Below are 23,266 nucleotides of genomic sequence, written 5' to 3'. Positions count from 1 at the left end.
GATTTTATTTTTGTTGGCTTCTAAAAAAGTGAGTTTCAAAGGTAGTAGAATTACCTACATTATCCACCACTACAATTTTTAAATCATTAGCACCTTCTGCAACCATCCCATCTTCAAAACGATGCGTTATTTTCCTTGTTTTATTATCATATTCAAACAAAATCCAGTTCCCGTTTAAATAACCGTTGTACGATTTAATTCCCGATAAACTATCCCCTATCGTAAACTGAATTGTTTTCTGATCACTGATCCATTTGTCCTGAATTGGTTTTGCGATTTTAATTACGGGCGCTATCGTATCGAGAACCAACCCGAACTGCCCTAAGATTTTTGATTTAGTTGTAAAAACATCATTTTTTCGTATGGTCCCATTATAACTCTTGCTATTCCCACTAAATCTGGCGATAAACAATTTATCCCGTAACTCTTCCGGATATGTATCATCTTTTATGGTAACCGTAAAATTGGAATGCACCGGAACAACATCTTCATGAATATAAATACGATTGTTTTTTACATCAAAATTCAGATTAAAATCATCATAAAAAGTCCCCGCAGGAAAAAATACCGACATATTGTCTTTTTCGAAATTAGCATCTTTTTTATAACGAACGGCATACTTTGACGTTACCGGCTCTTCCTTTACAACTGCTGTCACCGTATCATATTCAATCGGAACAGTCACAGTATTTAGATTTCCGTAATAATCAGAAACTACAATCCTGTAAGTCGATGTTAAATTGGGCGCAACAGGAATAATACCACGAAGTGAGTCTGTTTTTATAATGCTCAAGGCAAAAGGCGTCTTCATAAAAAGTTTCTGAATACGCTGTCCTGTTTTTTTATACCTCGAATAATCAGTCAAAGCATTTATGTAACGCATTTCATCAAAGGAATAGGTATTAAACTGATAATTGTAGTTTTGATTTCCGTTTAAAAAAGTAGAGACATTAAAGACTCCGTTTTTATTATGAGAAACATCATCGGTATCAACGGCATTAATCCCAAAGCCAATTTTACCATTTGCTTTTACTTTTCCTGCCAAATAGGTTCCGTCTTTCTGAAGTGAAAGGTTTAACAATAAAGGTTGTTTAGAAAGATTGACAACTGTATTTTCGCTTACGGGGTAAACGAACAAACTTGAAATCGTTGGTTTTTTAGTATCTTTTATATTTTTGTCAAATCCAAAAAACATTGGGTTTATCACAAATTCTGTTTTAGAATCACGAATTTCAAAATGCAGATGGGGCCCTTCTGAAGATCCTGTATTTCCGGAAAGTGCAATCAATTGCCCTTTTGTAACCGGCAATTCGTTTGGTTTTGGAAACATTTCTATTTCAAAAGAACGTTCCGCATAATGCGTTTTCTGCACATATTCCTGAATCGGACCGACTGTAGTTTGCAAATGCCCATAAACAGAAGTATAGCCATTAGGATGTGTAATATAAATGCATTTTCCATTTCCAAAAGTAGAAATTTTAATCCTCGAAACATATCCGTCTGCAACGGCATACACATTTAATCCCTCTCTCTGATTGGTTTTCAAATCGAAGCCCGCATGAAAATGATTCGGTCGCAACTCCCCGAAATTCCCCGAAAGTTGCATCGGAATATCAAGAGGCGGACGAAAATAATCTTTAGGATATTGTGTCTGAGCACAAATAAAATTAGACAAAAACAGAACAAGTATCGAAAATCTCATAACCAACATTTTTGCTAAGATAAAGAAATATGACACTAAAAACGAGTAAAAAGCTACAAAAATACAACGAATTGAATTTCATTTAATTGCCTATTTTTAATGTAAAAAAATCGATAAAAAATTGCATTAATAAAAAGGAATACTAACTTTGTAATATTAAGTAATGAATAGGATTTATAATGAGTGTAATTGCCGAAATAATTGATACTCTTGAATATAAAGTCGAAAAGCTTTTTGAGAAATCAAAAGCACTAGAGAAAAACAATCAGGAATTACGATTAGAACTAGCCAAAGCTTCGCAAATTATTCAGAAAAAATCTGAAGAGATGGAGGCTTTGAGAAAGCAGTACGAGACACTTAAGATAGCCAATTCATTGCTGGGCAGTGACAACAACAAGAGAGAGACAAAGCTTAAAATAAATTCATTAATTCGCGAAATTGATTACTGTATAGCACAACTATCAGACTAGGAAACATGGACGAAAAGCTTAGAATTAAAATATCAATTGCAGATAGGGTTTACCCATTAACGGTAGAACCTAATCAGGAAGAAGGACTTAGAAGTGCTTCTAAAAAAATTGATGTTATGATAAAGCAATTCGAAGAAAGTTACGCTGTTCGCGATAAGCAGGATGTATTAGCCATGTGTGCTTTGCAATTTGCTTCACAAGTAGAACAAAAACAAATTGATTATAATGTGGATGGTCACGAGACCATCGAAAGAATTAAAAAATTAAATTTACTTTTAGATCAATATCTCGAAAATTAAACGTTCTTTACAGAAACTAAGATACTGCCTACATTAGTTCATTATTGGTAAACTCAACACTAACAATTTAGAATGAGCGAATCATCACTACTATAGCATGCCACGCTTTTTGCGAGGAAACTTGAACAGTGAGTTAGCTCAAAACTTGTCTTTACGAGTTTATTCAAGCAATTAATGTAGGCTTTTTTATATATAAATTTTAACAACATGGACATAATAACGATCATTATTTCAGGTATTATAGGAATTGCGGCAGGGTTTGCAATCGCTAAAATTATCGAAAAAAGCAATATTTCTAATTTAATCAAAAACGCTAAAAAAGAAGCTGCTTCAATCTTAAAAGACGCCAATTTAGAAGCTGAAAACACTAAAAAAGACAAAATTCTTCAAGCTAAAGAACGTTTTATCGAATTAAAATCAGAGCACGAACAAGTAATCTTAGCCCGAGATAAAAAGGTAGCTGAAGTTGAAAAAAGAGTTAGAGACAAAGAATCACAAGTATCAAATGAGCTTTCTAAAGCTAAAAAAGTAAATGACGATTTTGAAGCTAAAACACAAGAGTACAACAACAAAATTGAAGTTTTAGATAAAAAACAAGCAGAAGTTGACAAATTACACAAAAGCCAATTACAACAGCTTGAGGTAATATCAGGACTTTCTGCAGAAGAAGCTAAAGAACAATTAGTAGAAGGTTTGAAAGCCGAAGCTAAGAGCAAGGCAATGTCGCATATTCAGGATACTATTGAAGAAGCAAAACTTACTGCACAGCAAGAGGCTAAAAAAATCATTATCAACACGATTCAAAGAGTTGGAACGGAAGAAGCAGTTGAGAACTGCGTTTCTGTATTTAACATTGAATCTGATGATGTAAAAGGTAGAATTATCGGACGTGAAGGCCGTAACATTAGAGCTTTAGAAGCAGCAACCGGAGTAGAAATTATTGTTGACGATACCCCGGAAGCAATTATACTTTCTTGTTTTGATCCTGTACGTAGAGAAATTGCCCGTTTGTCATTACATAAATTAGTAACAGACGGACGTATTCACCCGGCGAGAATCGAAGAAATTGTTGCTAAAACGGCTAAACAAATTGACGATGAAATTATTGAAGTTGGTAAACGTACCGTTATCGACTTAGGAATTCACGGATTACACCCTGAATTGATAAAAGTGGTAGGTCGAATGAAATACCGTTCTTCTTACGGACAAAACTTACTGCAACACTCGAGAGAAGTTTCTAAACTTTGCGGTATCATGGCAGCTGAATTAGGCCTAAATGTAAAACTGGCAAAAAGAGCCGGTTTACTTCACGATATTGGTAAAGTGCCTGATACAGAAAGTGATTTACCTCACGCCTTATTAGGAATGCAATGGGCTGAAAAATATGGTGAAAAAGAAGAGGTTTGCAATGCAATTGGAGCGCACCACGACGAGATCGAAATGAAATCATTGTTATCACCAATTGTACAGGTTTGTGATGCTATTTCGGGAGCAAGACCGGGAGCAAGACGTCAGGTTTTAGATTCTTATATCCAACGTTTGAAAGATCTTGAAGATGTAGCCTACGGCTTCAGCGGTGTTAAAAATGCTTACGCCATTCAGGCCGGTAGAGAACTTCGTGTAATCGTAGAAAGCGAAAAAGTTTCAGACGATAACGCTGCAAACTTATCTTTTGAGATTTCTCAAAAAATTCAAACCGAAATGACTTATCCGGGTCAGGTAAAAGTAACCGTAATTAGAGAAACAAGAGCAGTTAATATTGCGAAGTAATCTAAATTATCATAAACAACAAGAGCTGTCTTTTTCAAGACAGCTCTTGTTGTTTTATAGTCCAAAATTCAGCTTTTATATATCACTAAATACAATTTTAAAACTAGTTCCTACCCCTACCTCACTTTCTACAGAAATAGTCCCTTTCATGGCTTCAATTTGATTTCGGGTAATGTATAATCCAATTCCGCGTGCTTCTCTATTTTTATGAAATGTTTTATACATTCCGAACAACAGCTCCCCATAAACATTCAAATCAATCCCTAAACCGTTATCGGTAATCTTAAGTGATTTTAAGCCGTCCGGTTCAATTGCAAAATCAAAAATAATGACAGGATCCCGATCGGGGTGTGCGTACTTTATAGCATTTGTTGTAAAGTTCAGCAATACACTTTCAAGATAAGCGGGATTAAAATTGATGCTGACATATTTAGGAACATTATTTACAATAGAAACATTTTTTTGTTTGTCATGCCCTCTAATCGTGAAAATGGTTTTGTCAATATATTCACTTAATCTTAAAGGAACCACAATGATATTAATGTTACTTTGGGTTTTTACAATTTGGGTCAGATTAGAAATAGTTTCGTTCAGATCATTAGAAACGGTTCGCAAATGCTCTAACATTTCGTCAACAGTTTGTTTGCTGACATCTTCATCTATAAAATCCAATATCGATTTTATATTCCCGGCCTGTGTGTTTAAATTATGCGAAACAATATGAGAGAAATTTAACAATCGACTGTTCTGATCGCTGTATAATTTCATTGTTTTCAACAAATCCAGTTCTTTTTCTTTTTGTGAAGAGACATCTGTATGCGTTCCGATCACACGTAAAGGTTTACCGTTCTCATCCCGTTTGATTACCTTTCCCCTATCTAATATCCATTTATAATTACCACTGGATGTCATGACACGATGGTAATTTTCATAGTACGGAATCCTATTCTCAAAATGGTCTCTGATATCCGAATAATACTTCGGAAGATCCTCAGGATGCACAATTTTATCCCAACGTTCCGGATCATCAAAAATATCGGTCGATTCGAGCTCTAAAATTTTCAATGATAACGAAGAATAAAAAACCCTATTGGTCACCATATCCCAATCCCAAATACCCGCAGTTGAAGCCTCTAGAGCAAATTGAAAACGCTCCTCAGAAATACGAAGACTCTCTTCCTTATCTTTCAGATCTGTAATATCAGAAACATGTCCGAAGAAAGTAACGCCCCCACCCACAGTCAATTCGGTTTTAGACGAAACCTTAAACCAACGCAGTCCTTTTTTGGGTAAGACGGCCCTGAATTCTATCTCCCACGGCTTTATTTCTTTCCTGGCAGCTACCAAAGACTGAAAAAACAACTCTCTATCCTGAGGAAATATCCTGTCGTAAATAACATAAATAATATCGTTGGTAAACTCACTGACAGCAAGTTCAAAAATATCATCAGCAGACTTACTTACCAGTGGAAAAGAATATTTATTATCGCGATCAATAATAAATTGAAAAAGTAAATCCGGCATTTCAGCAAATAGCTTTTTATAAAAATTATTCACCTCTAAGCAATCCTCATTCCCATACAAATCAAAAACCATATATTACTTATTTATGTAATTTGAACCACTTAACAACAGCATTTAAGTTAATAAAAGTAAGAAAATAACCCTTAAATTCTTCTTTCGTGTAAAATATATATCCAATATATTAAAATTTAGAAAGAAAAACGATAGTTGATCACAAATATTATTTGGAATTATTTTCTGGGATGAAAAGAATGTATCACTTCTTTAAGAAAACTTCTGTCTAAATGAACGTAAATTTCGGTAGTGGTAATCGACTCATGCCCAAGCATTAACTGAATCGATCTTAAATCGGCTCCATTTTCGAGCAGGTGCGTAGCAAACGAATGCCGCAAAGTATGGGGACTTATGTTTTTATTCAAACTAACCTTCACGGCCAGATCTTTTATAATAGCAAAAATCATCGAGCGGGTAAGCTGACTACCTCTTCGGTTTAAAAACAAAGTGTCTTCGTGACCTTTTTTTATATTTAATGAATTTCTGATACTGCTCTGATAGATGCGAATATACTTTTCGGTAAACTTACCAATCGGAACAAAACGTTCTTTGTTTCCTTTTCCACGGATTTTAACAAAGCCTTCCTCAAAATACAAATCCGAAATTTTAAGCGAAACCAACTCCGAAACCCGGAGTCCACAGCCGTACAGAGTCTCTAAAATGGCACGGTTTCTTTCCCCTTCCTTTGAACTCAGATCTATAGCTGCAATTAAAGAATCGATCTCAGCAACCGACAAGGTATCCGGCAATTTTCGTCCCGTTTTTGGGGATTCAATTAACTCTAACGGACTATCCTTTCTGTAATCTTCAAAAACCAGATAATTAAAAAAACTCTTTAAGCCCGAAATAATACGAGCCTGAGACCTCGGATTCACTTCTTTTGACACCTCATAAATAAATTGCTGTACCGTTTCGTCTGTAATTTTCAACGGAGATACATCTATACCGTTGGTCTCTAAAAAAAGACACAATCGCCCGATATCAAAACCATAATTCTCAATCGTATTTTTAGACAAACCTCTCTCGATTCGCAAATACGATTGATAATCTTTTATGTAGGTATTCCAATTCATAGCTGCAAAGTAAAACATTTTTGGATATAAAAAAACCTTCCGTTATCCGGAAGGTTTTAAGCTATAGCTAAAAATTTAAATTTAGAATTTATACGCCAATGATAAAGCAAGATTACTGTTTTTAGCACTGTCGTAATAATCGTCTGTATTGTCTATATCTTTATCTGTAAGAGGAGATAAACCAACAGTATAACGAATTCCTACTGAAAAATTATCAGTAAAATTGTATCCTGCACCTAAATTAAACCCTAGATCAACTGATCTTGTAAAATCTTTAATATCTTCTCCTTCTGCCTTAGCCGATAATAAAAATCCAATTTGCGGACCAGCTTCAACACTAAATTTATCTACAATATAGTACTTTGCTAATACGGGAATATTCAAATAATTTAATTTAATATCAGCGTCTGTTCCAAAAGGACCATCAACTTTAGTTCCCTGAGTTGAAAATAAAAGCTCCGGTTGGATAAAAAATTTATCAACAACCTTAATTTCTGCAAAACCCCCAACATGGAAACCTATCAAAGACTTAGTATCTTCCACATCTCCTCCAACTACAGTTGAGATATTAAGACCTCCCTTTACTCCAAATCTTGTTTGCTGTGCATTTACAAATCCAAATGCCAAAATCGCAACCAGTGATAAAACAATTTTTTTCATTTTTTATTTTGTTAAAGTTTAGAGCGTAAACGTATAAAACATATGTTAAAATTCCTAATAAAAGAACTTGAAATACAAATAACCAAACTCCCCTAAAACCAACAAAAATCACTTCAACAGTATTGATTTAAAAGACATTACTCTTACTAATCTCAATAAATGAATAAGCAATTTAGAATAGATGGAGTTAAAAGATTTAACAACTATAATCTTTCAAAACTATTTTATATAAAAAAGCTTCCATAATGCGGAAGCTTTTCTACTCTTTGAAAATAGCTGTTAGAATTTGTATGCTGCATTTAATGCCAAAACACTGTTTATAGTTTCAAAATCATATTTGTCATTAGCAATGTTGACCAATCCCAGATTGTAGCGAAATCCAACAGAAAAGTCATCTGTAAAATCATATCCGGCTCCAAAATTCACTCCAAAGTCAATTGAATCAAACAAATACTTAATATCTTCCTTCCCTGAAATAGGCCTATAACCTTCCATAGTTCCCGAAACACCTTTATATTTATTTTTAGCACCAAGTAAAAACCCAGTTTGTGGCCCGCCTTCTAAACTTAATCTTTTAGCAATATAAAATTTTGCCATGACAGGAATATTCAAATAACTCAATTTCCATCTGTCTTCAGTCTTAAATACACTATTCGGTCTTTTGAATTTTACGCCTTGAACCGAAAATAAAACCTCTGGCTGAACAGAAAATTTATCCGAAATTTTGATTTCCGCAAAACCACCCACTTGGAATCCAATTTTTGAAAATTTATTATCTTTATTTACCATATCTCCAGTTAAAGTGTGAAGATTACCCCCTCCTTTAATACCAAATCTGGTTTCTTGTGCATTAGAGAATGCAAAAATCATTACTGCAACAGCAGTCAGGATCATTTTTTTCATTTTATTTATTCAAATTTAAAAGCGCGAATATAAAATTATCTCTCTTAAAAAATAATTTAAACCATAAAAAAACCTCCCTGAATCAGGGAGGCTCTTACTATTAAACTATATTTCCTAGAATTTGTATCCTACAGATAATGAGAAAACACCATTATTACGTTTAATCTTTTCTTCTCCTTTTTCAGTTTTATCAAGCTTAGACAAACCCAAGTTGTAACGAGCCCCAACAGAAAGGTTTTCAGTAAAATCATACCCTGCACCAAAATTTACACCAAAGTCAATTGACTCCATATATTTTTTAACATTGTCATTTCCGGAGAATCTTACTACCTTATCATTCTCTTTATAATTATCTTTAACACTGGCACTTAAAAGAAAACCAATTTGTGGACCTGCTTCAAGACTAAATCTCTCAACAACATAAAATTTAGCCATAACCGGAATATTCAAATAAGCTAAATTCAGTTTTACTTCAGAGGAGTAATTAAGCTCTGGCTCTGACTCCTTAATTTTAACTCCTTGAGTAGAATACAAAACCTCAGGCTGAATAGAAAATTTGTCAGAAATTTTGAATTCTGCAAAACCACCCACCTGGAATCCAACTTTTGGAGATGCATTTTTTATATCTCCGGTTACTGTGTGAAGGTTAGCACCACCTTTAACACCAAATTTAATTTCTTGTGCATTAGAGAATGCGAACGTCATTACTACAACGGCAGTTAACATCATTTTTTTCATTGCAATTTACTTTTTGAATTTTAAATCACAAATATAAATTATTACTTGTTAAAGAAACGATAATTAACATCATAAAATAAGCTTAATAGTGTTAAAAAATACTTTTTAGCACTTCCCTTATTTCTGAGACAGTCCTTAAAATCAAAATGACCAAACTTTATACACATTGTATTCAATGCTGTACAAATAATACATCAAAAGCTTTCTATCCTTTGAAAATATCTATTTAGAATTGTACGCTGAACTTAAATAAAACATTTAAAACATAAAAAAACCTCCCTGAATCAGGAAGGTCTTTATTATTTGTCAGACTGTAAATTAGAATTTGTATCCTACAGATAAAGCAAAAACACTGTTCTTAACACTAAACTTTTCGTCTCCTGCTTCTACTTTAGCAATGTTAGACAAACCTAAGTTGTAACGTAGTCCAACAGAAAGGTTTTCAGTAAAATCGTATCCAGCACCAAAGTTTACTCCGAAGTCAATTGATTCAAAATCCTTTTTGATATCTTCATCACCTGATTCCGATCCAAATACTTCAGATTTAGTCTCATATTTTGATTTAGCAGCAAGTAAAAATCCAATTTGTGGTCCAGCTTCTAAACTAAACTTCTCAACAACATAAAATTTTGCCATTACCGGAACATTTAAATAGCTTAAGCAAGTGTTATCTTTAGTACTTACCAAACTATTTGATTCTTCAAACTTTGCTCCCTGAGTTGAAAACAAGATCTCCGGTTGCACAGAAAATTTATCAGAAATTTTAATTTCTGCAAAACCACCCACCTGGAATCCTACTTTTGGAGATTCATTTTCTACATCTCCTGTCAATGTGTGAAGGTTGATACCTCCTTTAACACCAAATTTAACTTCTTGTGCATTAGAGAATGCGAAAGCCATTACTGCAACAGCAGTTAACATCATTTTTTTCATTGTAATTTACGTTTTTTTGAATTATAATGCGCAAATATAAAAGCATACTTGTTAAAAAATAATTTGTTTTTTAACAAATAAAGCTTTAATAGTAACAAAAGTCATGTTAAAAAAAGCCAATTATTAGCACTTTCTCAATTATTGCCATAAACTCCAACAAATAAAATTTGGTAAGTTTTTACCCCTGTTTCACACAGTACATAGCGAGTAAGAAACAAGAATTAAACTACAAAAAAGACAATATTGCGCAAATAGCTTGTGCTAAAAACAAACAAAATTTATTAAAACTAAACCGTTAATAAATAGATAATTGAACAGAATTCACAGTCAAAAAAAATCGAAAAATCCAAAAAAACATGCGAATTTTATTAATTAATTAAACTAAAACATAACACAATAAAAGACTAATTCCGTAGTTTTGATTTATAAAACAACTTTAATTTTAAAACAATTTTATGAAAAAGATACTTTTAGCAGCTGCATTGTTCCTTGCAACAACAGCAACAATTCAGGCACAATTATTAAAAATAGGTGTGAAAGCAGGAGCTAACTTTGCAAATCAAACCGGAGATGCTAGTTTTAGCGGAATAGATTATAGCAAAAGTGGTATCACAAGCTATCACGCAGGTTTAGTTGCCGAAGTTAAATTATTAGAAAAATTCTCTATTCAACCTGAACTTTTATATTCTACTCAAGGAGCTTCATATAAAAATGCAGGAAAAGAATTTAAAAATGAATTAGGTTATTTATCTATTCCGGTAATGGCTAAAATTTATGTAACAAAATCTCTAAGTTTAGAAGTTGGTCCACAGGCATCATTCCTATTAAGCAACAAGAAAGAGTTTGATGTTCAAGATCCTAAAACTTTTGATTTTGCACTTAATGCAGGACTTGGTTTAAAGATCACAGAAGGTATCTTTATTCAAGGTCGTTATGGTTTTGGGTTAACAGAAGTTTCTTCTAAAGCGGACCTTAAAAACTCTGTATTCCAAATTTCAGCCGGAATTATGTTATTCTAAAAATAATATCACATACTTTTACTAAAACCGTTCTATTAATTGGAGCGGTTTTTTTATTTTTACATTTCTTGTAAAATGTTTCCTGTAAAATGTAAAAGGCAACTTAATTAAATTAAAATCAACTTATGAAAATCTGCATTGTTAACGGACCCAATTTGAATCTTTTAGGAAAAAGAGAACCGGAAGTTTATGGAAGTCAAACTTTTGAAGATTATTTTAAAACCTTGCAGGAAAAATATCCAAACATTGAACTTTCTTATTACCAAAGCAATATTGAAGGAGAACTGATTGGTAAAATCCAGGAATACGGTTTTACCTTTGACGGGATTATTTTAAATGCCGGAGCTTACACCCATACCTCTATTGGTTTAGGCGATGCTATGAAAGCAGTTACCACGCCGGTTATTGAAGTTCACATCTCAAATACTTACGCCCGCGAGTCTTTCAGGCATCAATCTTATTTGTCCGGGAATGCCAAAGGTGTTATTCTGGGCTTTGGTTTAAAAAGTTATGATTTGGCAATTCAATCGTTTTTGTAATACTTCATTTAACAAATCTTTAATAGACTCGCTGTTAAGTTCTTCTATTTTTGTAGAATAACCAACTTTTTATGAGAAACTATATTTTATTGACTTTTTTTCTTTTTTCACTTTGCAACTTTGCCCAAATTAAAGGGACCATTACAGATGAAAAAGGAAATCCATTGCCCTTCGTTTCTGTTTTTGAAGAAAACACTTATAGCGGCACCACCTCCAACGAACAGGGCAAATACCAACTTACTGTAAAAGAAATTGGCAAAAACAAAATTACTTTTCAATACTTAGGTTTTAAAACTCAAAAAATTACCGTTTCACCTGACAGCAAAACATTGGATGTGAAAATGCAGGAAGAAAATTTTGTTTTAAATGAGGTCGTCATCGATCCTAAAAACAATCCTGCCAATGCCATCATCAGAAGTGCCATTGCCAATAAAAAAGAAAACTCCCAAAAAACAGCACGATATACAGCCGATTTTTATTCGAAGGGGATGTTTAAAGTCAAAGATTTGCCTAAGAAAATATTAGGGCAAAAAATAGATCTTGGTGCCGATATGGCTTCCAATCTGGATTCGACCGGAACAGGAATTCTATACCTCTCTGAAACCGTTTCGAAACTTACTTTTGAAAAACCCAACAAACTAAAAGAGAAAATTATTGCCTCTAAAATCTCCGGAAACAACAGAGGATACAGCTACAATACAGCCGCTTTATCTACTTATGATTTTTATGAAAATACATTAGACTTTGATGTGAAATTAATTTCTCCCTTAGCCGATAATGCTTTCAATTATTACAAATACAAACTTGAAGGAACCTTTTTCGATTCCAATAATCAGGAAATCAATAAAATAAAAGTAATCCCAAAACGCGATAAAGAACCTGTTTTTGAAGGTTACATTTATATAGTTGACGATAGTTTTGCTTTGTATGCCGTAGATTTTGATATCAAAGGGTATCGAATGAAAAACGAACTTACTGAAGTTATGAACTTGAAACAAAGCTTTAGCTACAACTCAAAAAATAAAATCTGGTCCAAAAACGCACAAACTTTATCATTCAAGGCCGGTCTGTTCGGAATCAAATTTTCGGCACATTTTAATTATGTTTATTCTAATTATGATTTCCCGGACTCTTTTGCAAAGAAAACTTTCGGCAATGAAATTGTGGCTTTTGAGGCCAATGCCAACAAAAAAGACAATGCCTTCTGGAATGAGATTCGCCCTATTCCGCTAACCATTGAAGAAAGTAACGACTACACCAAAAAAGACAGTCTTCAAATTATTAGAAAATCTCAAAAATACACGGATTCTGTCGATGCAAAAAACAACAAATTTAAAATACTGGATATTTTAACAGGCTACGATTACAAGAATACCTACAAACAACATTCTTTTACTTACGATGGTTTGTTAGACATCGCTTCTTTAAGTTTTAATACCGTTCAGGGATTTAATTTTGATTCGGGCTTTTCTTTTCGAAAATGGAATGAAGAAAACGGAAAAAGTACGTTGATCAAAACCACCTTTAATTATGGTTTTTCAGATCAACGTTTCCGCGCTACAGCACAATTTTATCATAAATTCAACAACATAAACCATGCAACAATCAGTGCGTTGGGAGGAACAAAAGCCTTACAGTTTAATGGTGCGGAACCTATTTCTAAAATTGTAAACTCTCTAAGTTCGTTGTTTTTCAAAGACAATTACATGAAGCTCTACAATCAGGAATTTGCCCAAATTAACTACTCACAAGATGTTGCAAACGGTATAAACCTGAGTGCTAAAATGGCGTACGAACAACGAAAACCACTTTTTAACACCACCGATTATTCCTTCTTTAAAAAAGACGACATTTACTCTTCCAATAATCCGCTGGCGCCTAATGATTACGAGACTCCTGCCTTCAATAAGCACCATTTATTCAAAACCGGTCTAAGTGCCAAAATTAACTTCGGGAACAAATACATCTCAAGACCTAATGGAAAATTTAATGTCAAAAACGACAAATACCCTACGCTGTATTTAAACTATGAAAAAGCTTTTGCTGCAAATGAGAAAAAGTATGAATTCGACAAAATCACAACTTTAATACAATATGATTTGTCTTTAGCCAATAAAGGATTACTGGGAACCAGTTTCAAAGCAGGAAAGTTCTTTAATGCTGATAACATCTCTTTTGTAGATTACAAACACTTTAACGGGAATCAGACTCATATCGGAACAAGTGATCGCTACTTAAATGTTTTCAACTTAATGCCGTATTATACCAACAGTACTAACGACAGTTATTTTGAAAGTCACTTAGAATACAATGACACCGGATTTATTATGAATAAAATTCCGTTATTAAATTTATTAAAATCAACCCTGAACTTAGGTTTTCACTCATTAGCCCTTCCGGACAGAAAGCCCTACACCGAACTTACAGTCGGTTTAGACAATCTGGGATTCGGAAAATTTAAACTTTTCAGAATAGATTATGTACATTCTTACCAAGGTGGCATCCAACAAAACGGGGTTGTTTTTGGCTTGAAAATTCTTAATGTTTTAGATTAGGAGAAAAAAGGTTCTAAGTAACTAAGGTGCTGAGTTACTTAGATTCTGAGTTTTTGAGGTACTTTACCGGTTCTCGGCTTCGCTCGAACTGACAACAGTAATTAAAAATAGAAACGATATTCTTTACATTAAGGTTTTCTTTAAAAACCTTAATGCAAGTTTAAACGTATTCCGAATAAAACAACGTCAATTACAACTTAGCTTTTTGGGCTCTTTCTTCTGAATTTATTTTCTTTTTCTGTAAAACAGACAAAAACGAGATTCCATTATTTTTTAATGACATTTTTGTGGTTCGCAATCCCGTTTTTAAATAAATCTAATACAGAAATTTTAAATACTTTTTAGACCAACATGACTCACTGTTACATTTCTTAAGCTTCAGAGAAGCGACATGTTTATAGCAGATATTTTCAACACAACGGGAGCTCCGGAGGAGCGACATATAAATTGAGATATGCCGCTCCTCCGGAGCTTAACGTCATTATTTCAAATTCTATCTATAAATATAACGCCCCTCCGGGGCTGTTATTTGACCATAAACAGACACATTAAAAATAAGAGAAAGTCAATCATGATCCAGGTTTTGGGCTCTTACTTCTGAATTTACCTGTTCAATGCCCTAAAAAAAATCCGCTTATTCTTTTAAAGAACAAGCCGATTTTTTTATACTTAGAAACTCATTTTATCAATTCGAGCGAAGTCGAGAACCTTAGCAACTTAGCAACTTCTCTAATGATAATCATCAGGCTCAATATGAATCAAAACATTACCTAATTGCGGAATTACTTCTTTTAGGGTATCCTGTAATTTATGAGACAACTCGTGGCCTTCTTTTACTGAAATTTTTGCCGACACTATCGCATGTAGATCAACATGATATTGCATGCCTGCTTTTCTTATAAAACACTTTTCTGTTCCTAAAATGCCCTCAACAGTTAAGGCAGTTATGCGTATTTCTTCGACCAAATCATCGTTTAGATTTTCATCCATGATTTCTCCAAGCGCTGGTCTGAAAATTTTATAGCTGTTGTACAATATGAATAAAGCGGCAAAAAGCGCTGCCCAGTCATCTGCAGATTCGTAGCCTTTCCCCATAACCAGAGCAATTGAGATTCCGGTAAATGCAGCAACCGAAGTTATCGCATCACTGCGATGGTGCCAGGCGTCTGCTGCTAACGAGGAACTATTGGTTTGTTTACTGCGTTTCATTACCAATCTAAAGGAATATTCCTTCCACAGAATAATTAAACCCAAAACATATAATGTCCAGGTTTTTGGCAAATCGTGAGGTGTCTGAATATTGGCAATGCTTTCATATCCAATAATTGTAGCCGAAGTAATTAGAAATCCAACGACCAGAAAGGTAATTAAGGGTTCGGCACGACCATGCCCGTAAGGATGATTTTCATCTGGCGGTTTACTGGAATACTTGATTCCGAATAACACCAGACAGGAAGAAAATATGTCTGTTGTGGACTCAATCGCATCGGCAATCAAGGCATAAGAATTGCCAAAAAAACCTGCCAGTCCTTTTACAAGGGCGAGGCAGGTGTTTCCAGCTATACTAAAATAAGTAGCTTTTATAGCTTTTTGTTCATTCGTCATTTGAGATTTTTATCTACGCTCTCACGATTTTTGCTCCAATAGCTCTTAAACGCTCGTCGATACGCTCGTATCCACGGTCGATTTGTTCAATATTTTGAATTGTGCTTGTTCCTTTTGCTGATAAAGCAGCAATTAACAATGAAATTCCCGCACGGATATCCGGAGATGACATTGTGGTAGCTTTTAGTTGAGATTCGAAATTATGCCCCATAACCACCGCTCTGTGTGGATCACATAACATAATTTTTGCTCCCATATCAATTAATTTATCTACGAAAAACAAACGGCTCTCAAACATTTTTTGGTGAATAAGAACATCTCCTTTTGCCTGTGTTGCCACAACCAAAACAATGCTCAATAAGTCAGGTGTAAATCCTGGCCATGGCGCATCTGCAATAGTTAAGATAGAACCGTCAATATCTGTTTTTACCTCATACCCATTAGTGTGAGCAGGAATGTAAATATCATCATTGCGTTTTTCAATGGTGATTCCTAATTTTCTGAATGTATTCGGAATCAAACCTAAATTTTCCCAGCTTACATTTTTGATTGTAATTTCACTTTTTGTCATAGCCGCAAGACCAATCCAAGAACCAATTTCAATCATATCCGGAAGAATTCTGTGCTCACAACCACCAAGGCTTTCAACACCTTCAATCGTCAACAAGTTCGATCCAACTCCGGTAATTTTTGCTCCCATAGAGTTCAACATTTTACATAACTGTTGCAAGTAAGGCTCGCAGGCAGCATTATAAACAGTTGTAATTCCTTTTGCCAAAACTGCTGCCATTACAATGTTTGCAGTTCCGGTAACAGAAGCCTCATCAAGCAACATATCTGTTCCTGTAAGACCTTCTTCAGGAGATTCTACTCCATAAAAGTGATCTTCTCTATTGTATCTGAATTTTGCCCCAAGATTAATAAAACCTTCAAAGTGTGTATCTAATCTGCGACGACCAATTTTATCCCCTCCCGGTTTTGGAATATATCCTCTTCCGAAACGAGCCAAAAGCGGTCCAACAATCATGATAGAACCACGAAGTGCTCCACCTTCTTTTTTAAAAGCTTCAGTTTCTAAATAACCAACGTTTACCTCATCAGCCTGGAATGTAATAGAACCCGGCTCATTTCTTTGAATCTTCACCCCTAAATTACCCAACAAAGTGATTAATTTATTGATATCGATAATATCAGGAATATTATTAATTCTTACCTTTTCTCCTGTTAGAAGCACCGCACATAAAATTTGTAACGCTTCATTTTTTGCTCCTTGTGGAGTGATTTCTCCTTTTAAAGGTATTCCTCCTTCAATTTTAAAAATTCCCATATTCTTTTTTTGAGTTTCTGAGTTTCTAAGGTTCTGAGATTCTAAGACTCTGAAAACTCAGAAACTTATTCACTTAGCAACTTAGCCGCTTTTTTTATACGTTCTTTTGATTATTATTTTTCTGAAAAGATTTTGACTTCCCGCCTTTATTGTTGTTTTTGTTGCTTTGAATTTTTGGTTGTCCGGCTGGTGTGATTTTATTAGAAATACGTTTGTTTGTACGTAATAAATCAGTAGTATTCAATAGTTCTTCTGTACTTTGCAGTAAATTGATTTTTCCACCTGACAATTCATACAAATGCTCAAAAATAACATCGTCTTTTACGGTGTCTTTATTCCAGCTTAAATATGATTTTTTCATGTGGTTGGCAATCACCAGAATCAAAGCATTTTTCATTTCGCCATCCTCCCATTTATTGGCAACATCAATCATATATTTGATATTGTTCCCATAAAATCTGTATTTTGGAAAGTTCTGCGGATATTGTAAAACATCCGGTTTCAGTTGCAATACATCACGAGACGGAATTGGATACGGAGATTCTACATTTAATTTAAAATCAGACATGATAAAAAGCTGATCCCACAATTTATGTTGAAAATCCGGCACATCACGTAAATGCGGATTTAAACTCCCCATTACCTGAATGATATACTTTGCCGCTTTATTGCGCGTTTCAGCATCTTCAATAACCGTCGCCTGATCAATCAGTTTTTGCAAATGACGACCATATTCGGGAATAAGTAAACGTTGTCTCTCAGAATTATATTCTAAATTGAAAACAACATCTTTTGCGGCTTCTTTTTTATATTTTTCGTTCATAAGTTATAATGAAACTATACCTTCTATTGTAGAAACTTCTTTGTATTTAGCAATAACCTGATCAGCGCTGTTCATTGTAACATCTACAGAAACACTGGTGAATTTACCTGTTTTAGATTTTGTTGTTTTGATAACCGCACCCATACGATCAAAAGCTTTTTCGACTCTCTCAACATTATCAGCAACGGAAGGAACTATAAATTTGTACAAGTATTCAGCTGGCCAGGTATTTGAGTTATCCAACTCAACTTTTAATCTTTCGTAAAATTCGGCGGTGTTTTTTTCTTTATCGTTCTCCATGCGTACTTTAAAATAAACGCAAATATACGGTTTTGATTTTAGATTTTAGATTTTAGATTTTAGATTTTAGATTTTAACCTAAACCTGATTATTCATCTCTTGACTTCAACTGTCTTAAAATTTCACTCCACAATTGTTTTTGGATTTCAGATTTTAGGTTTTAGATTTTTCACAACACAGAATATACTAAATGCGCTTATTTCCTTTTGTCACAAATTTCACAAATTATACTACAACTAAAGTTAATTTAAAGCTGAAAAAGTTCTAAAACTCGCATCGAACTTTTTACATTTGAAAAACTTTACAAACTTGTATTATTCCCTTAATATATTTAAAAAAAGCACCCTAATCCTATTTCTTTTTCAAGCTCTTAAAACCCTTAGACAATGCAAAAAAACGAACAACGAACCAATGGATTCAATTGAAAACAACAACAACAATCTGAAAAGCACCCCAAAAGAAGAGACCAATTTATTGTTGCACTTAGCCATCAGATTAGGTGTCCCTTTTATTATTCTTTTTCCGATTATTGAAAGCATTAGTAATGCCCGTGAGGAAAAAGCAATGTTCTTAGTATGGACTTCGACTATTTTACTTTTCCTTTATATTGTTTTTTTGATAATAGAAACCAGCCGCTTCAGTACTAAAAAGAAAGTTTTACTTAAAAATACCAATTTAATTTTGCTGCTATTTTTTGCTTTTCTTTTTCTGATATCCGCTTTCGTTACTCACTTTTTTGGCGGATACAATTAAAATTATCTTTTTAACTAATGATTTTTGTATTTCAGTAAATATCTTTCTTGCGAATAAAAATATTTTGATACAAATTATGAAATACGATTTTACCAGCCCCACAATAAAATTTTGCACAGTAGGCTTTTTTATCCCTGGTTTTACAGCAATCCTATTTTTTGGTATTCAGCTTATGTTCGAAAAAAGCGGTGTTCGTTGTGATACTTTCTGGCATTATTTATGGATCCTAACTACAGTAGCAGCGTTAATTTCTCCTTTTCTTTTTATTAGAAATATTAAAAAAACCAATAAACCAACACTATTTAAACTTAACCTATTCAATAGTATAGAATATATGTCTCTTCAAATCTGTTTAGCACGTTTCTTTACAAACGAATCAATAATTTGTTATGGAAGCGGAGGGCAAAATGGATTAGAATTAGCATTTACAGCATGGATTGCGCTTCCTATCTTACTTACTTTGAGTTATCTTTTTGAGAACCAATTAAAAAACAAAAAATCTGATTAACTATGCTTATTATAATAGTCAGCTAAAACAATCCCCAAAATAAGCACATCCTTACATTTTAACACCAAATAGCACACCAACGTTTTACCGCCCCGATTATATATCGCAAAGCATCGCAGATAAAGCCAAAAACAGCACCCTTTTCAACCGAAATTACGAAATCGTTCGTTTCTGAGAAATATTCTTTTTAATTCCGAATAAGTTTAGGTAAATTTGCGCTTTATTTTTAGAAAGTGCAAAAAGAAATCATAGTTCTCATTGGTGGCCCGGGAACGGGAAAATCTACTCTTATTAACGAATTGGTAGCTCGTGGCTACTGCTGTTATCCTGAAATTTCAAGACAAGTTACACTCGAAGCACAACAACGAGGTATTGATCAATTGTTTTTAGAGCAGCCTTTATTGTTTAGCGAAATGTTACTTCAGGGACGTATTAAACAATATGAAGATGCGCTTAAAGAAACTGACGACGTTGTTTTTATAGATCGCGGAATTCCTGATGTTGTCGCTTATATGGATTACATTAACGATGAATATCCCGCGCATTTTGTAAAAGCCTGTGAGGACATTAAATATTCTAAAATTTTTATTTTACCACCCTGGGAAGAAATCTACGAAAGCGACACCGAGCGTTACGAGAATTTTGATCAGGCTGTAAAAATTCAAAATCACTTGGTTGAGACCTATAAGAAATACGGCTACGACTTAATCGAAGTCCCTAAAGACACGGTTGAGAACAGAATTCTTTATATCTTAGATAAAATTTAGGCCTGTTTTAAAGTTGTAAAACTAGAAACTGATTTCTAAATTTTTTAACTTTAAAACAAGACCAATGCCCGAAGCGCAGGAAATTCTATTAAAATATTGGAAACATGACAGTTTCAGACCGCTGCAAAAAGAAATTATTGATTCGGTTTTAGACGGTCAGGATACTTTTGCCCTGTTGCCAACGGGTGGTGGAAAGTCTATTTGTTTCCAGGTTCCGGCTATGATGCAGGAAGGAATTTGCCTGGTGATCTCGCCTTTGGTCGCGCTAATGAAAGATCAGGTTGCCAATTTACAGAAAAGAGAAATCAAAGCGATTGCACTTACCGGTGGAATTCACACCGAAGAAATCATTGATCTTCTGGACAATTGTCAATACGGAAATTACAAGTTTTTATACCTCTCTCCGGAAAGACTACAATCAGATTGGATTTTAGAACGAATTAAAAACCTCCCCATAAATCTAATCGCGATAGACGAAGCGCATTGTGTTTCGCAATGGGGACACGATTTTCGTCCGGCCTATCTGAAAATTTCTGAGCTTAAAAAATTCTTCCCCAAAATTCCTTTTTTAGCCTTGACCGCTACCGCAACGCCCAGAGTTGCAGAAGACATCAAAACACAGCTCAATCTAAAAGACACTAAATTTTTCCAGCAGTCTTTTGCAAGAGAAAATATTGCCTACATGGTTTTTGAAGTGGAGGACAAACTGTATCGTGTCGAACAAATCTTAAAGAAAAACCCGCAACCTTCTATTATATACGTTCGCAATAGAAAATCGTGTTTGAACATTTCAACACAATTACAATCATTGGGTTTTAGAGCCACTTATTATCACGGTGGTCTTTCGTCTAAAGAAAAAGACAAAAACATGCAGTTGTGGATGTCCGAACAAGCACAGGTCATTGTAGCAACAAATGCATTTGGGATGGGAATTGACAAAGACAATGTAAAAACGGTTATTCACACCCAGCTACCGGAAAACATAGAAAATTATTACCAGGAATCCGGAAGAGCAGGAAGAAATGGAGGCAAATCTTTTGCTGTATTACTAACCAGCCCATCAGACACCAACCAGACCGAACAGCAATTCTTGAGTATTTTGCCCGACAAAAAATTCCTGAATGCCGTTTACATCAAACTTTGCAATTATTTTCAGATCGCATATGGAGAAGGTTTAGATGATTCTTTTTCTTTTAAACTGAATCATTTCTGTCAGAAATACGACTTCCCTACTTTAAAAACATACAATGCTTTGCAGTTTCTAAACCAGCAAAGTATTATTACCATGTCTCAGGAATTCTCAGAAAAAATAACGATGCAGTTTCTAATCGAGTCGAAAGAAGTGATTCGCTATATGAGTCTGAATCGAAATGACGAAGAAATCATTTTGGCTATTTTGAGAACCTATCCGGGAATACACGAAATGAAAGTTCCTTTTAATCTTTCACTCATTGCAAAAAAATCAAACCATACCGAAGAGCAGGTTACGCTTGTTTTAGAAAAATTAAGAGACAAAGAAATCATCGAATACAAATCTAAAAACAACGACGCCACTATATTATTTAACGAAGTTCGGGAAGATGATCGCACCATAAACAGAGTATCAAAATATCTGGAAAAACAAAATCAGCTTAAAAAAGACCAACTTTTGTCTGTTCTTCATTATATAAAAGAGGACAAAACCTGTAAAAACCGTTTAATTCTGGATTATTTTGGAGAAAAAGCAGAATCAAATTGCGGGGTTTGCTCCTATTGCATCACAAAAAAAGACAAAATAACCGAAGCCGATTCTATAGCCGATAAAATTCTGTTTTTATTAAAATCTGCTTCTTTGACATCTAGAGAAATTCAGTCCCAAATAAAACTGGACAGTAAGGATGTTATTTTGGTGCTTCAGGAATTATTAGAAAACAATCACATTATCATACAATCCAACAACACTTACACTTTAAAAACATAATGGAAAAATTAAGAATTATATTTATGGGAACTCCGGAATTTGCGGTTGGCATTCTGGACACCATTATCAAAAACAATTACGATGTAGTAGGTGTTATCACTGCTGCCGATAAACCAGCGGGACGCGGACAAAAGATAAAATATTCCGCAGTAAAAGAATACGCACTCGAAAACAACCTGACTTTATTACAACCTACCAATCTAAAAGACGAAGGTTTTTTAACAGAATTAAAAGCGCTAAATGCCAATTTACAAATTGTTGTTGCTTTTAGAATGCTTCCAAAAGTAGTTTGGGAAATGCCGGCTTTAGGCACTTTTAACCTCCACGCATCTTTATTGCCAAATTACCGCGGTGCAGCACCGATCAACTGGGCTATTATTAACGGAGAAACCAAAACCGGGGTTACTACCTTCTTTATCGATGACAAAATAGATACCGGGGCAATGATCCTTAATTCAGAAATCGCAATTGATCCAGCAGAAAATGCAGGACAATTACACGATCGATTAATGCACTTAGGAAGCCAGACTGTAATTGACACTTTACAGGTTATTGAAAAAGGAAATATCACAACAACTATTCAGGAAGACAATGCTGACATAAAAACAGCTTACAAATTAAACAAAGAAAACTGCAAGATCGACTGGACAAAATCGGGCGAAGAGATCAACAATCTGATTCGCGGTTTGAGTCCGTATCCGGCAGCATGGTGTTTTCTGAATGATAAAAATGAGGAATTAAGCATCAAAATATACGAAGCCAAACTAGTTTCCGAGCCCCATTCTTATGAAGTCGGAAGCTTGATTAGCAGCAAAAAAGAGATCAAAATTGCAGTTAAAGAAGGCTTTATTCAGCTTTTAAGTTTGCAATTACCCGGAAAAAAGAGAATGCAGGTGGCAGAATTGCTAAATGGGATCACTTTTTCTGAGGCAGCAAAGGTTCATTAAGTCCAATAAAACAGGGGTTTTTACCTGTTTTAGTCGA

General features: G+C 34.3%; 22 protein-coding genes. 11 read left to right on the top strand and 11 right to left on the bottom strand.

Annotation, left to right across the window (positions count from 1 at the left end; all coding sequences use genetic code 11):
• Window positions 1-4 precede the first annotated feature (4 nt).
• Complete coding sequence (locus G3A47_RS09295; RefSeq protein WP_166921883.1) at window positions 5-1,702, bottom strand: M23 family metallopeptidase; 1,698 nt, start codon at window positions 1,700-1,702, stop codon at window positions 5-7.
• A gap of 179 nt (window positions 1,703-1,881) precedes the next feature.
• Between G3A47_RS09295 and G3A47_RS09290 the strand changes: the two genes are divergently transcribed.
• The 3 genes from G3A47_RS09290 to rny all read left to right on the top strand — a co-directional run bounded on the left by G3A47_RS09290 (window position 1,882) and on the right by rny (window position 4,241).
• Complete coding sequence (locus tag G3A47_RS09290; protein ID WP_166921882.1) at window positions 1,882-2,172, top strand: hypothetical protein; 291 nt, start codon at window positions 1,882-1,884, stop codon at window positions 2,170-2,172.
• A 5-nt stretch (window positions 2,173-2,177) separates the two neighbouring features.
• Window positions 2,178-2,471: a cell division protein ZapA gene (locus tag G3A47_RS09285; protein ID WP_166921881.1), complete on the top strand. Its 294-nt coding sequence runs from the start codon at window positions 2,178-2,180 to the stop codon at window positions 2,469-2,471.
• Window positions 2,472-2,678: 207 nt separating this feature from the next.
• Entirely contained in the window at window positions 2,679-4,241 is a 1,563-nt protein-coding gene (gene rny, locus G3A47_RS09280) for a ribonuclease Y (RefSeq protein ID WP_166921880.1), read from the top strand.
• 75 nt (window positions 4,242-4,316) lie between these two features.
• Here rny and G3A47_RS09275 read toward each other — a convergent pair whose 3' ends face one another.
• From G3A47_RS09275 to G3A47_RS09250, 6 genes are all read right to left on the bottom strand, one after another.
• A complete protein-coding gene (locus G3A47_RS09275; protein WP_243860405.1) occupies window positions 4,317-5,765 on the bottom strand; it encodes a sensor histidine kinase in 1,449 nt (482 codons plus the stop codon).
• Between the two features lie 230 nt (window positions 5,766-5,995).
• Window positions 5,996-6,892 (bottom strand): site-specific tyrosine recombinase XerD, encoded by an 897-nt coding sequence (gene xerD / locus G3A47_RS09270; RefSeq protein WP_166921938.1) that lies wholly within the window; start codon window positions 6,890-6,892, stop codon window positions 5,996-5,998.
• Window positions 6,893-6,973: 81 nt separating this feature from the next.
• On the bottom strand, window positions 6,974-7,552 hold the full coding sequence (locus G3A47_RS09265) for a porin family protein (protein ID WP_166921878.1): 579 nt from the start codon (window positions 7,550-7,552) through the stop codon (window positions 6,974-6,976).
• A gap of 279 nt (window positions 7,553-7,831) precedes the next feature.
• Entirely contained in the window at window positions 7,832-8,455 is a 624-nt protein-coding gene (locus G3A47_RS09260; protein WP_166921877.1) for a porin family protein, read from the bottom strand.
• 114 nt (window positions 8,456-8,569) lie between these two features.
• Window positions 8,570-9,193: a porin family protein gene (locus tag G3A47_RS09255; RefSeq protein WP_166921876.1), complete on the bottom strand. Its 624-nt coding sequence runs from the start codon at window positions 9,191-9,193 to the stop codon at window positions 8,570-8,572.
• Between the two features lie 318 nt (window positions 9,194-9,511).
• Window positions 9,512-10,126, bottom strand: coding sequence for a porin family protein (locus G3A47_RS09250; RefSeq protein WP_166921875.1), 615 nt, complete (start codon window positions 10,124-10,126; stop codon window positions 9,512-9,514).
• A gap of 455 nt (window positions 10,127-10,581) precedes the next feature.
• On the opposite strand from G3A47_RS09250, the gene G3A47_RS09245 reads away from it, so the two are divergent.
• From G3A47_RS09245 to G3A47_RS09235, 3 genes are all read left to right on the top strand, one after another.
• Window positions 10,582-11,145: a porin family protein gene (locus tag G3A47_RS09245; RefSeq protein WP_166921874.1), complete on the top strand. Its 564-nt coding sequence runs from the start codon at window positions 10,582-10,584 to the stop codon at window positions 11,143-11,145.
• A gap of 125 nt (window positions 11,146-11,270) precedes the next feature.
• The gene (aroQ, locus tag G3A47_RS09240; RefSeq protein ID WP_166921873.1) at window positions 11,271-11,684 is read left to right on the top strand and encodes a type II 3-dehydroquinate dehydratase; all 414 of its coding nucleotides are present in this window, start codon (window positions 11,271-11,273) and stop codon (window positions 11,682-11,684) included.
• Between the two features lie 71 nt (window positions 11,685-11,755).
• Window positions 11,756-14,239, top strand: a complete 2,484-nt coding sequence (locus G3A47_RS09235; RefSeq protein ID WP_166921872.1) for a DUF5686 and carboxypeptidase regulatory-like domain-containing protein — start codon at window positions 11,756-11,758, stop codon at window positions 14,237-14,239.
• 729 nt (window positions 14,240-14,968) lie between these two features.
• Here G3A47_RS09235 and G3A47_RS09230 read toward each other — a convergent pair.
• The 4 genes from G3A47_RS09230 to G3A47_RS09215 all read right to left on the bottom strand — a co-directional run bounded on the left by G3A47_RS09230 (window position 14,969) and on the right by G3A47_RS09215 (window position 18,294).
• The gene (locus G3A47_RS09230) at window positions 14,969-15,844 is read right to left on the bottom strand and encodes a cation diffusion facilitator family transporter (protein WP_166921871.1); all 876 of its coding nucleotides are present in this window, start codon (window positions 15,842-15,844) and stop codon (window positions 14,969-14,971) included.
• 13 nt (window positions 15,845-15,857) lie between these two features.
• Window positions 15,858-17,171: a UDP-N-acetylglucosamine 1-carboxyvinyltransferase gene (gene murA, locus G3A47_RS09225; RefSeq protein ID WP_166921870.1), complete on the bottom strand. Its 1,314-nt coding sequence runs from the start codon at window positions 17,169-17,171 to the stop codon at window positions 15,858-15,860.
• A gap of 94 nt (window positions 17,172-17,265) precedes the next feature.
• Window positions 17,266-17,994 carry a DUF4290 domain-containing protein gene (locus G3A47_RS09220; RefSeq protein ID WP_166921869.1) on the bottom strand — a complete coding sequence of 243 codons (729 nt, stop codon included), beginning with the start codon at window positions 17,992-17,994 and terminating at the stop codon, window positions 17,266-17,268.
• A 3-nt stretch (window positions 17,995-17,997) separates the two neighbouring features.
• Window positions 17,998-18,294, bottom strand: coding sequence for a DUF493 family protein (locus tag G3A47_RS09215; protein WP_166921868.1), 297 nt, complete (start codon window positions 18,292-18,294; stop codon window positions 17,998-18,000).
• 411 nt (window positions 18,295-18,705) lie between these two features.
• On the opposite strand from G3A47_RS09215, the gene G3A47_RS09210 reads away from it, so the two are divergent.
• From G3A47_RS09210 to fmt, 5 genes are all read left to right on the top strand, one after another.
• On the top strand, window positions 18,706-19,047 hold the full coding sequence (locus G3A47_RS09210; RefSeq protein ID WP_166921867.1) for a hypothetical protein: 342 nt from the start codon (window positions 18,706-18,708) through the stop codon (window positions 19,045-19,047).
• Between the two features lie 76 nt (window positions 19,048-19,123).
• A complete protein-coding gene (locus G3A47_RS09205) occupies window positions 19,124-19,555 on the top strand; it encodes a hypothetical protein (protein ID WP_166921866.1) in 432 nt (143 codons plus the stop codon).
• Between the two features lie 233 nt (window positions 19,556-19,788).
• A complete protein-coding gene (locus tag G3A47_RS09200) occupies window positions 19,789-20,322 on the top strand; it encodes an AAA family ATPase (protein ID WP_166921865.1) in 534 nt (177 codons plus the stop codon).
• Between the two features lie 64 nt (window positions 20,323-20,386).
• Window positions 20,387-22,282, top strand: coding sequence for a RecQ family ATP-dependent DNA helicase (locus G3A47_RS09195; protein WP_166921864.1), 1,896 nt, complete (start codon window positions 20,387-20,389; stop codon window positions 22,280-22,282).
• Entirely contained in the window at window positions 22,282-23,229 is a 948-nt protein-coding gene (gene fmt, locus G3A47_RS09190) for a methionyl-tRNA formyltransferase (protein WP_166921863.1), read from the top strand. Before G3A47_RS09195 ends, fmt begins: the two co-directional genes overlap by 1 nt.
• The last annotated feature ends 37 nt before the right edge of the window (window positions 23,230-23,266 follow it).

It is taken from the genome of Flavobacterium poyangense, from assembly GCF_011751075.1.
Lineage (GTDB): Bacteria > Bacteroidota > Bacteroidia > Flavobacteriales > Flavobacteriaceae > Flavobacterium > Flavobacterium poyangense.
The sequence above is the reverse complement of the archived record's forward strand: the minus strand, read 5'-3'. Positions and strand labels throughout refer to the sequence as shown.

What these genes read in the sequence shown, in the direction of transcription:
- G3A47_RS09285 (WP_166921881.1), top strand. Translation starts at nt 2,178, where the DNA reads ATGGACGAAAAGCTTAGAATTAAAATATCAATTGCAGATAGGGTTTAC.
- G3A47_RS09290 (WP_166921882.1), top strand. Translation starts at nt 1,882, where the DNA reads ATGAGTGTAATTGCCGAAATAATTGATACTCTTGAATATAAAGTCGAA.
- G3A47_RS09230 (WP_166921871.1), bottom strand. Translation starts at nt 15,844, where the DNA reads ATGACGAATGAACAAAAAGCTATAAAAGCTACTTATTTTAGTATAGCT.
- G3A47_RS09265 (WP_166921878.1), bottom strand. Translation starts at nt 7,552, where the DNA reads ATGAAAAAAATTGTTTTATCACTGGTTGCGATTTTGGCATTTGGATTT.
- fmt (WP_166921863.1), top strand. Translation starts at nt 22,282, where the DNA reads ATGGAAAAATTAAGAATTATATTTATGGGAACTCCGGAATTTGCGGTT.
- murA (WP_166921870.1), bottom strand. Translation starts at nt 17,171, where the DNA reads ATGGGAATTTTTAAAATTGAAGGAGGAATACCTTTAAAAGGAGAAATC.
- G3A47_RS09195 (WP_166921864.1), top strand. Translation starts at nt 20,387, where the DNA reads ATGCCCGAAGCGCAGGAAATTCTATTAAAATATTGGAAACATGACAGT.
- G3A47_RS09245 (WP_166921874.1), top strand. Translation starts at nt 10,582, where the DNA reads ATGAAAAAGATACTTTTAGCAGCTGCATTGTTCCTTGCAACAACAGCA.
- G3A47_RS09275 (WP_243860405.1), bottom strand. Translation starts at nt 5,765, where the DNA reads ATGCCGGATTTACTTTTTCAATTTATTATTGATCGCGATAATAAATAT.
- G3A47_RS09215 (WP_166921868.1), bottom strand. Translation starts at nt 18,294, where the DNA reads ATGGAGAACGATAAAGAAAAAAACACCGCCGAATTTTACGAAAGATTA.
- xerD (WP_166921938.1), bottom strand. Translation starts at nt 6,892, where the DNA reads ATGAATTGGAATACCTACATAAAAGATTATCAATCGTATTTGCGAATC.
- aroQ (WP_166921873.1), top strand. Translation starts at nt 11,271, where the DNA reads ATGAAAATCTGCATTGTTAACGGACCCAATTTGAATCTTTTAGGAAAA.
- G3A47_RS09260 (WP_166921877.1), bottom strand. Translation starts at nt 8,455, where the DNA reads ATGAAAAAAATGATCCTGACTGCTGTTGCAGTAATGATTTTTGCATTC.
- G3A47_RS09255 (WP_166921876.1), bottom strand. Translation starts at nt 9,193, where the DNA reads ATGAAAAAAATGATGTTAACTGCCGTTGTAGTAATGACGTTCGCATTC.
- G3A47_RS09205 (WP_166921866.1), top strand. Translation starts at nt 19,124, where the DNA reads ATGAAATACGATTTTACCAGCCCCACAATAAAATTTTGCACAGTAGGC.
- G3A47_RS09235 (WP_166921872.1), top strand. Translation starts at nt 11,756, where the DNA reads ATGAGAAACTATATTTTATTGACTTTTTTTCTTTTTTCACTTTGCAAC.
- G3A47_RS09295 (WP_166921883.1), bottom strand. Translation starts at nt 1,702, where the DNA reads ATGAGATTTTCGATACTTGTTCTGTTTTTGTCTAATTTTATTTGTGCT.
- G3A47_RS09250 (WP_166921875.1), bottom strand. Translation starts at nt 10,126, where the DNA reads ATGAAAAAAATGATGTTAACTGCTGTTGCAGTAATGGCTTTCGCATTC.
- G3A47_RS09210 (WP_166921867.1), top strand. Translation starts at nt 18,706, where the DNA reads ATGGATTCAATTGAAAACAACAACAACAATCTGAAAAGCACCCCAAAA.
- rny (WP_166921880.1), top strand. Translation starts at nt 2,679, where the DNA reads ATGGACATAATAACGATCATTATTTCAGGTATTATAGGAATTGCGGCA.
- G3A47_RS09220 (WP_166921869.1), bottom strand. Translation starts at nt 17,994, where the DNA reads ATGAACGAAAAATATAAAAAAGAAGCCGCAAAAGATGTTGTTTTCAAT.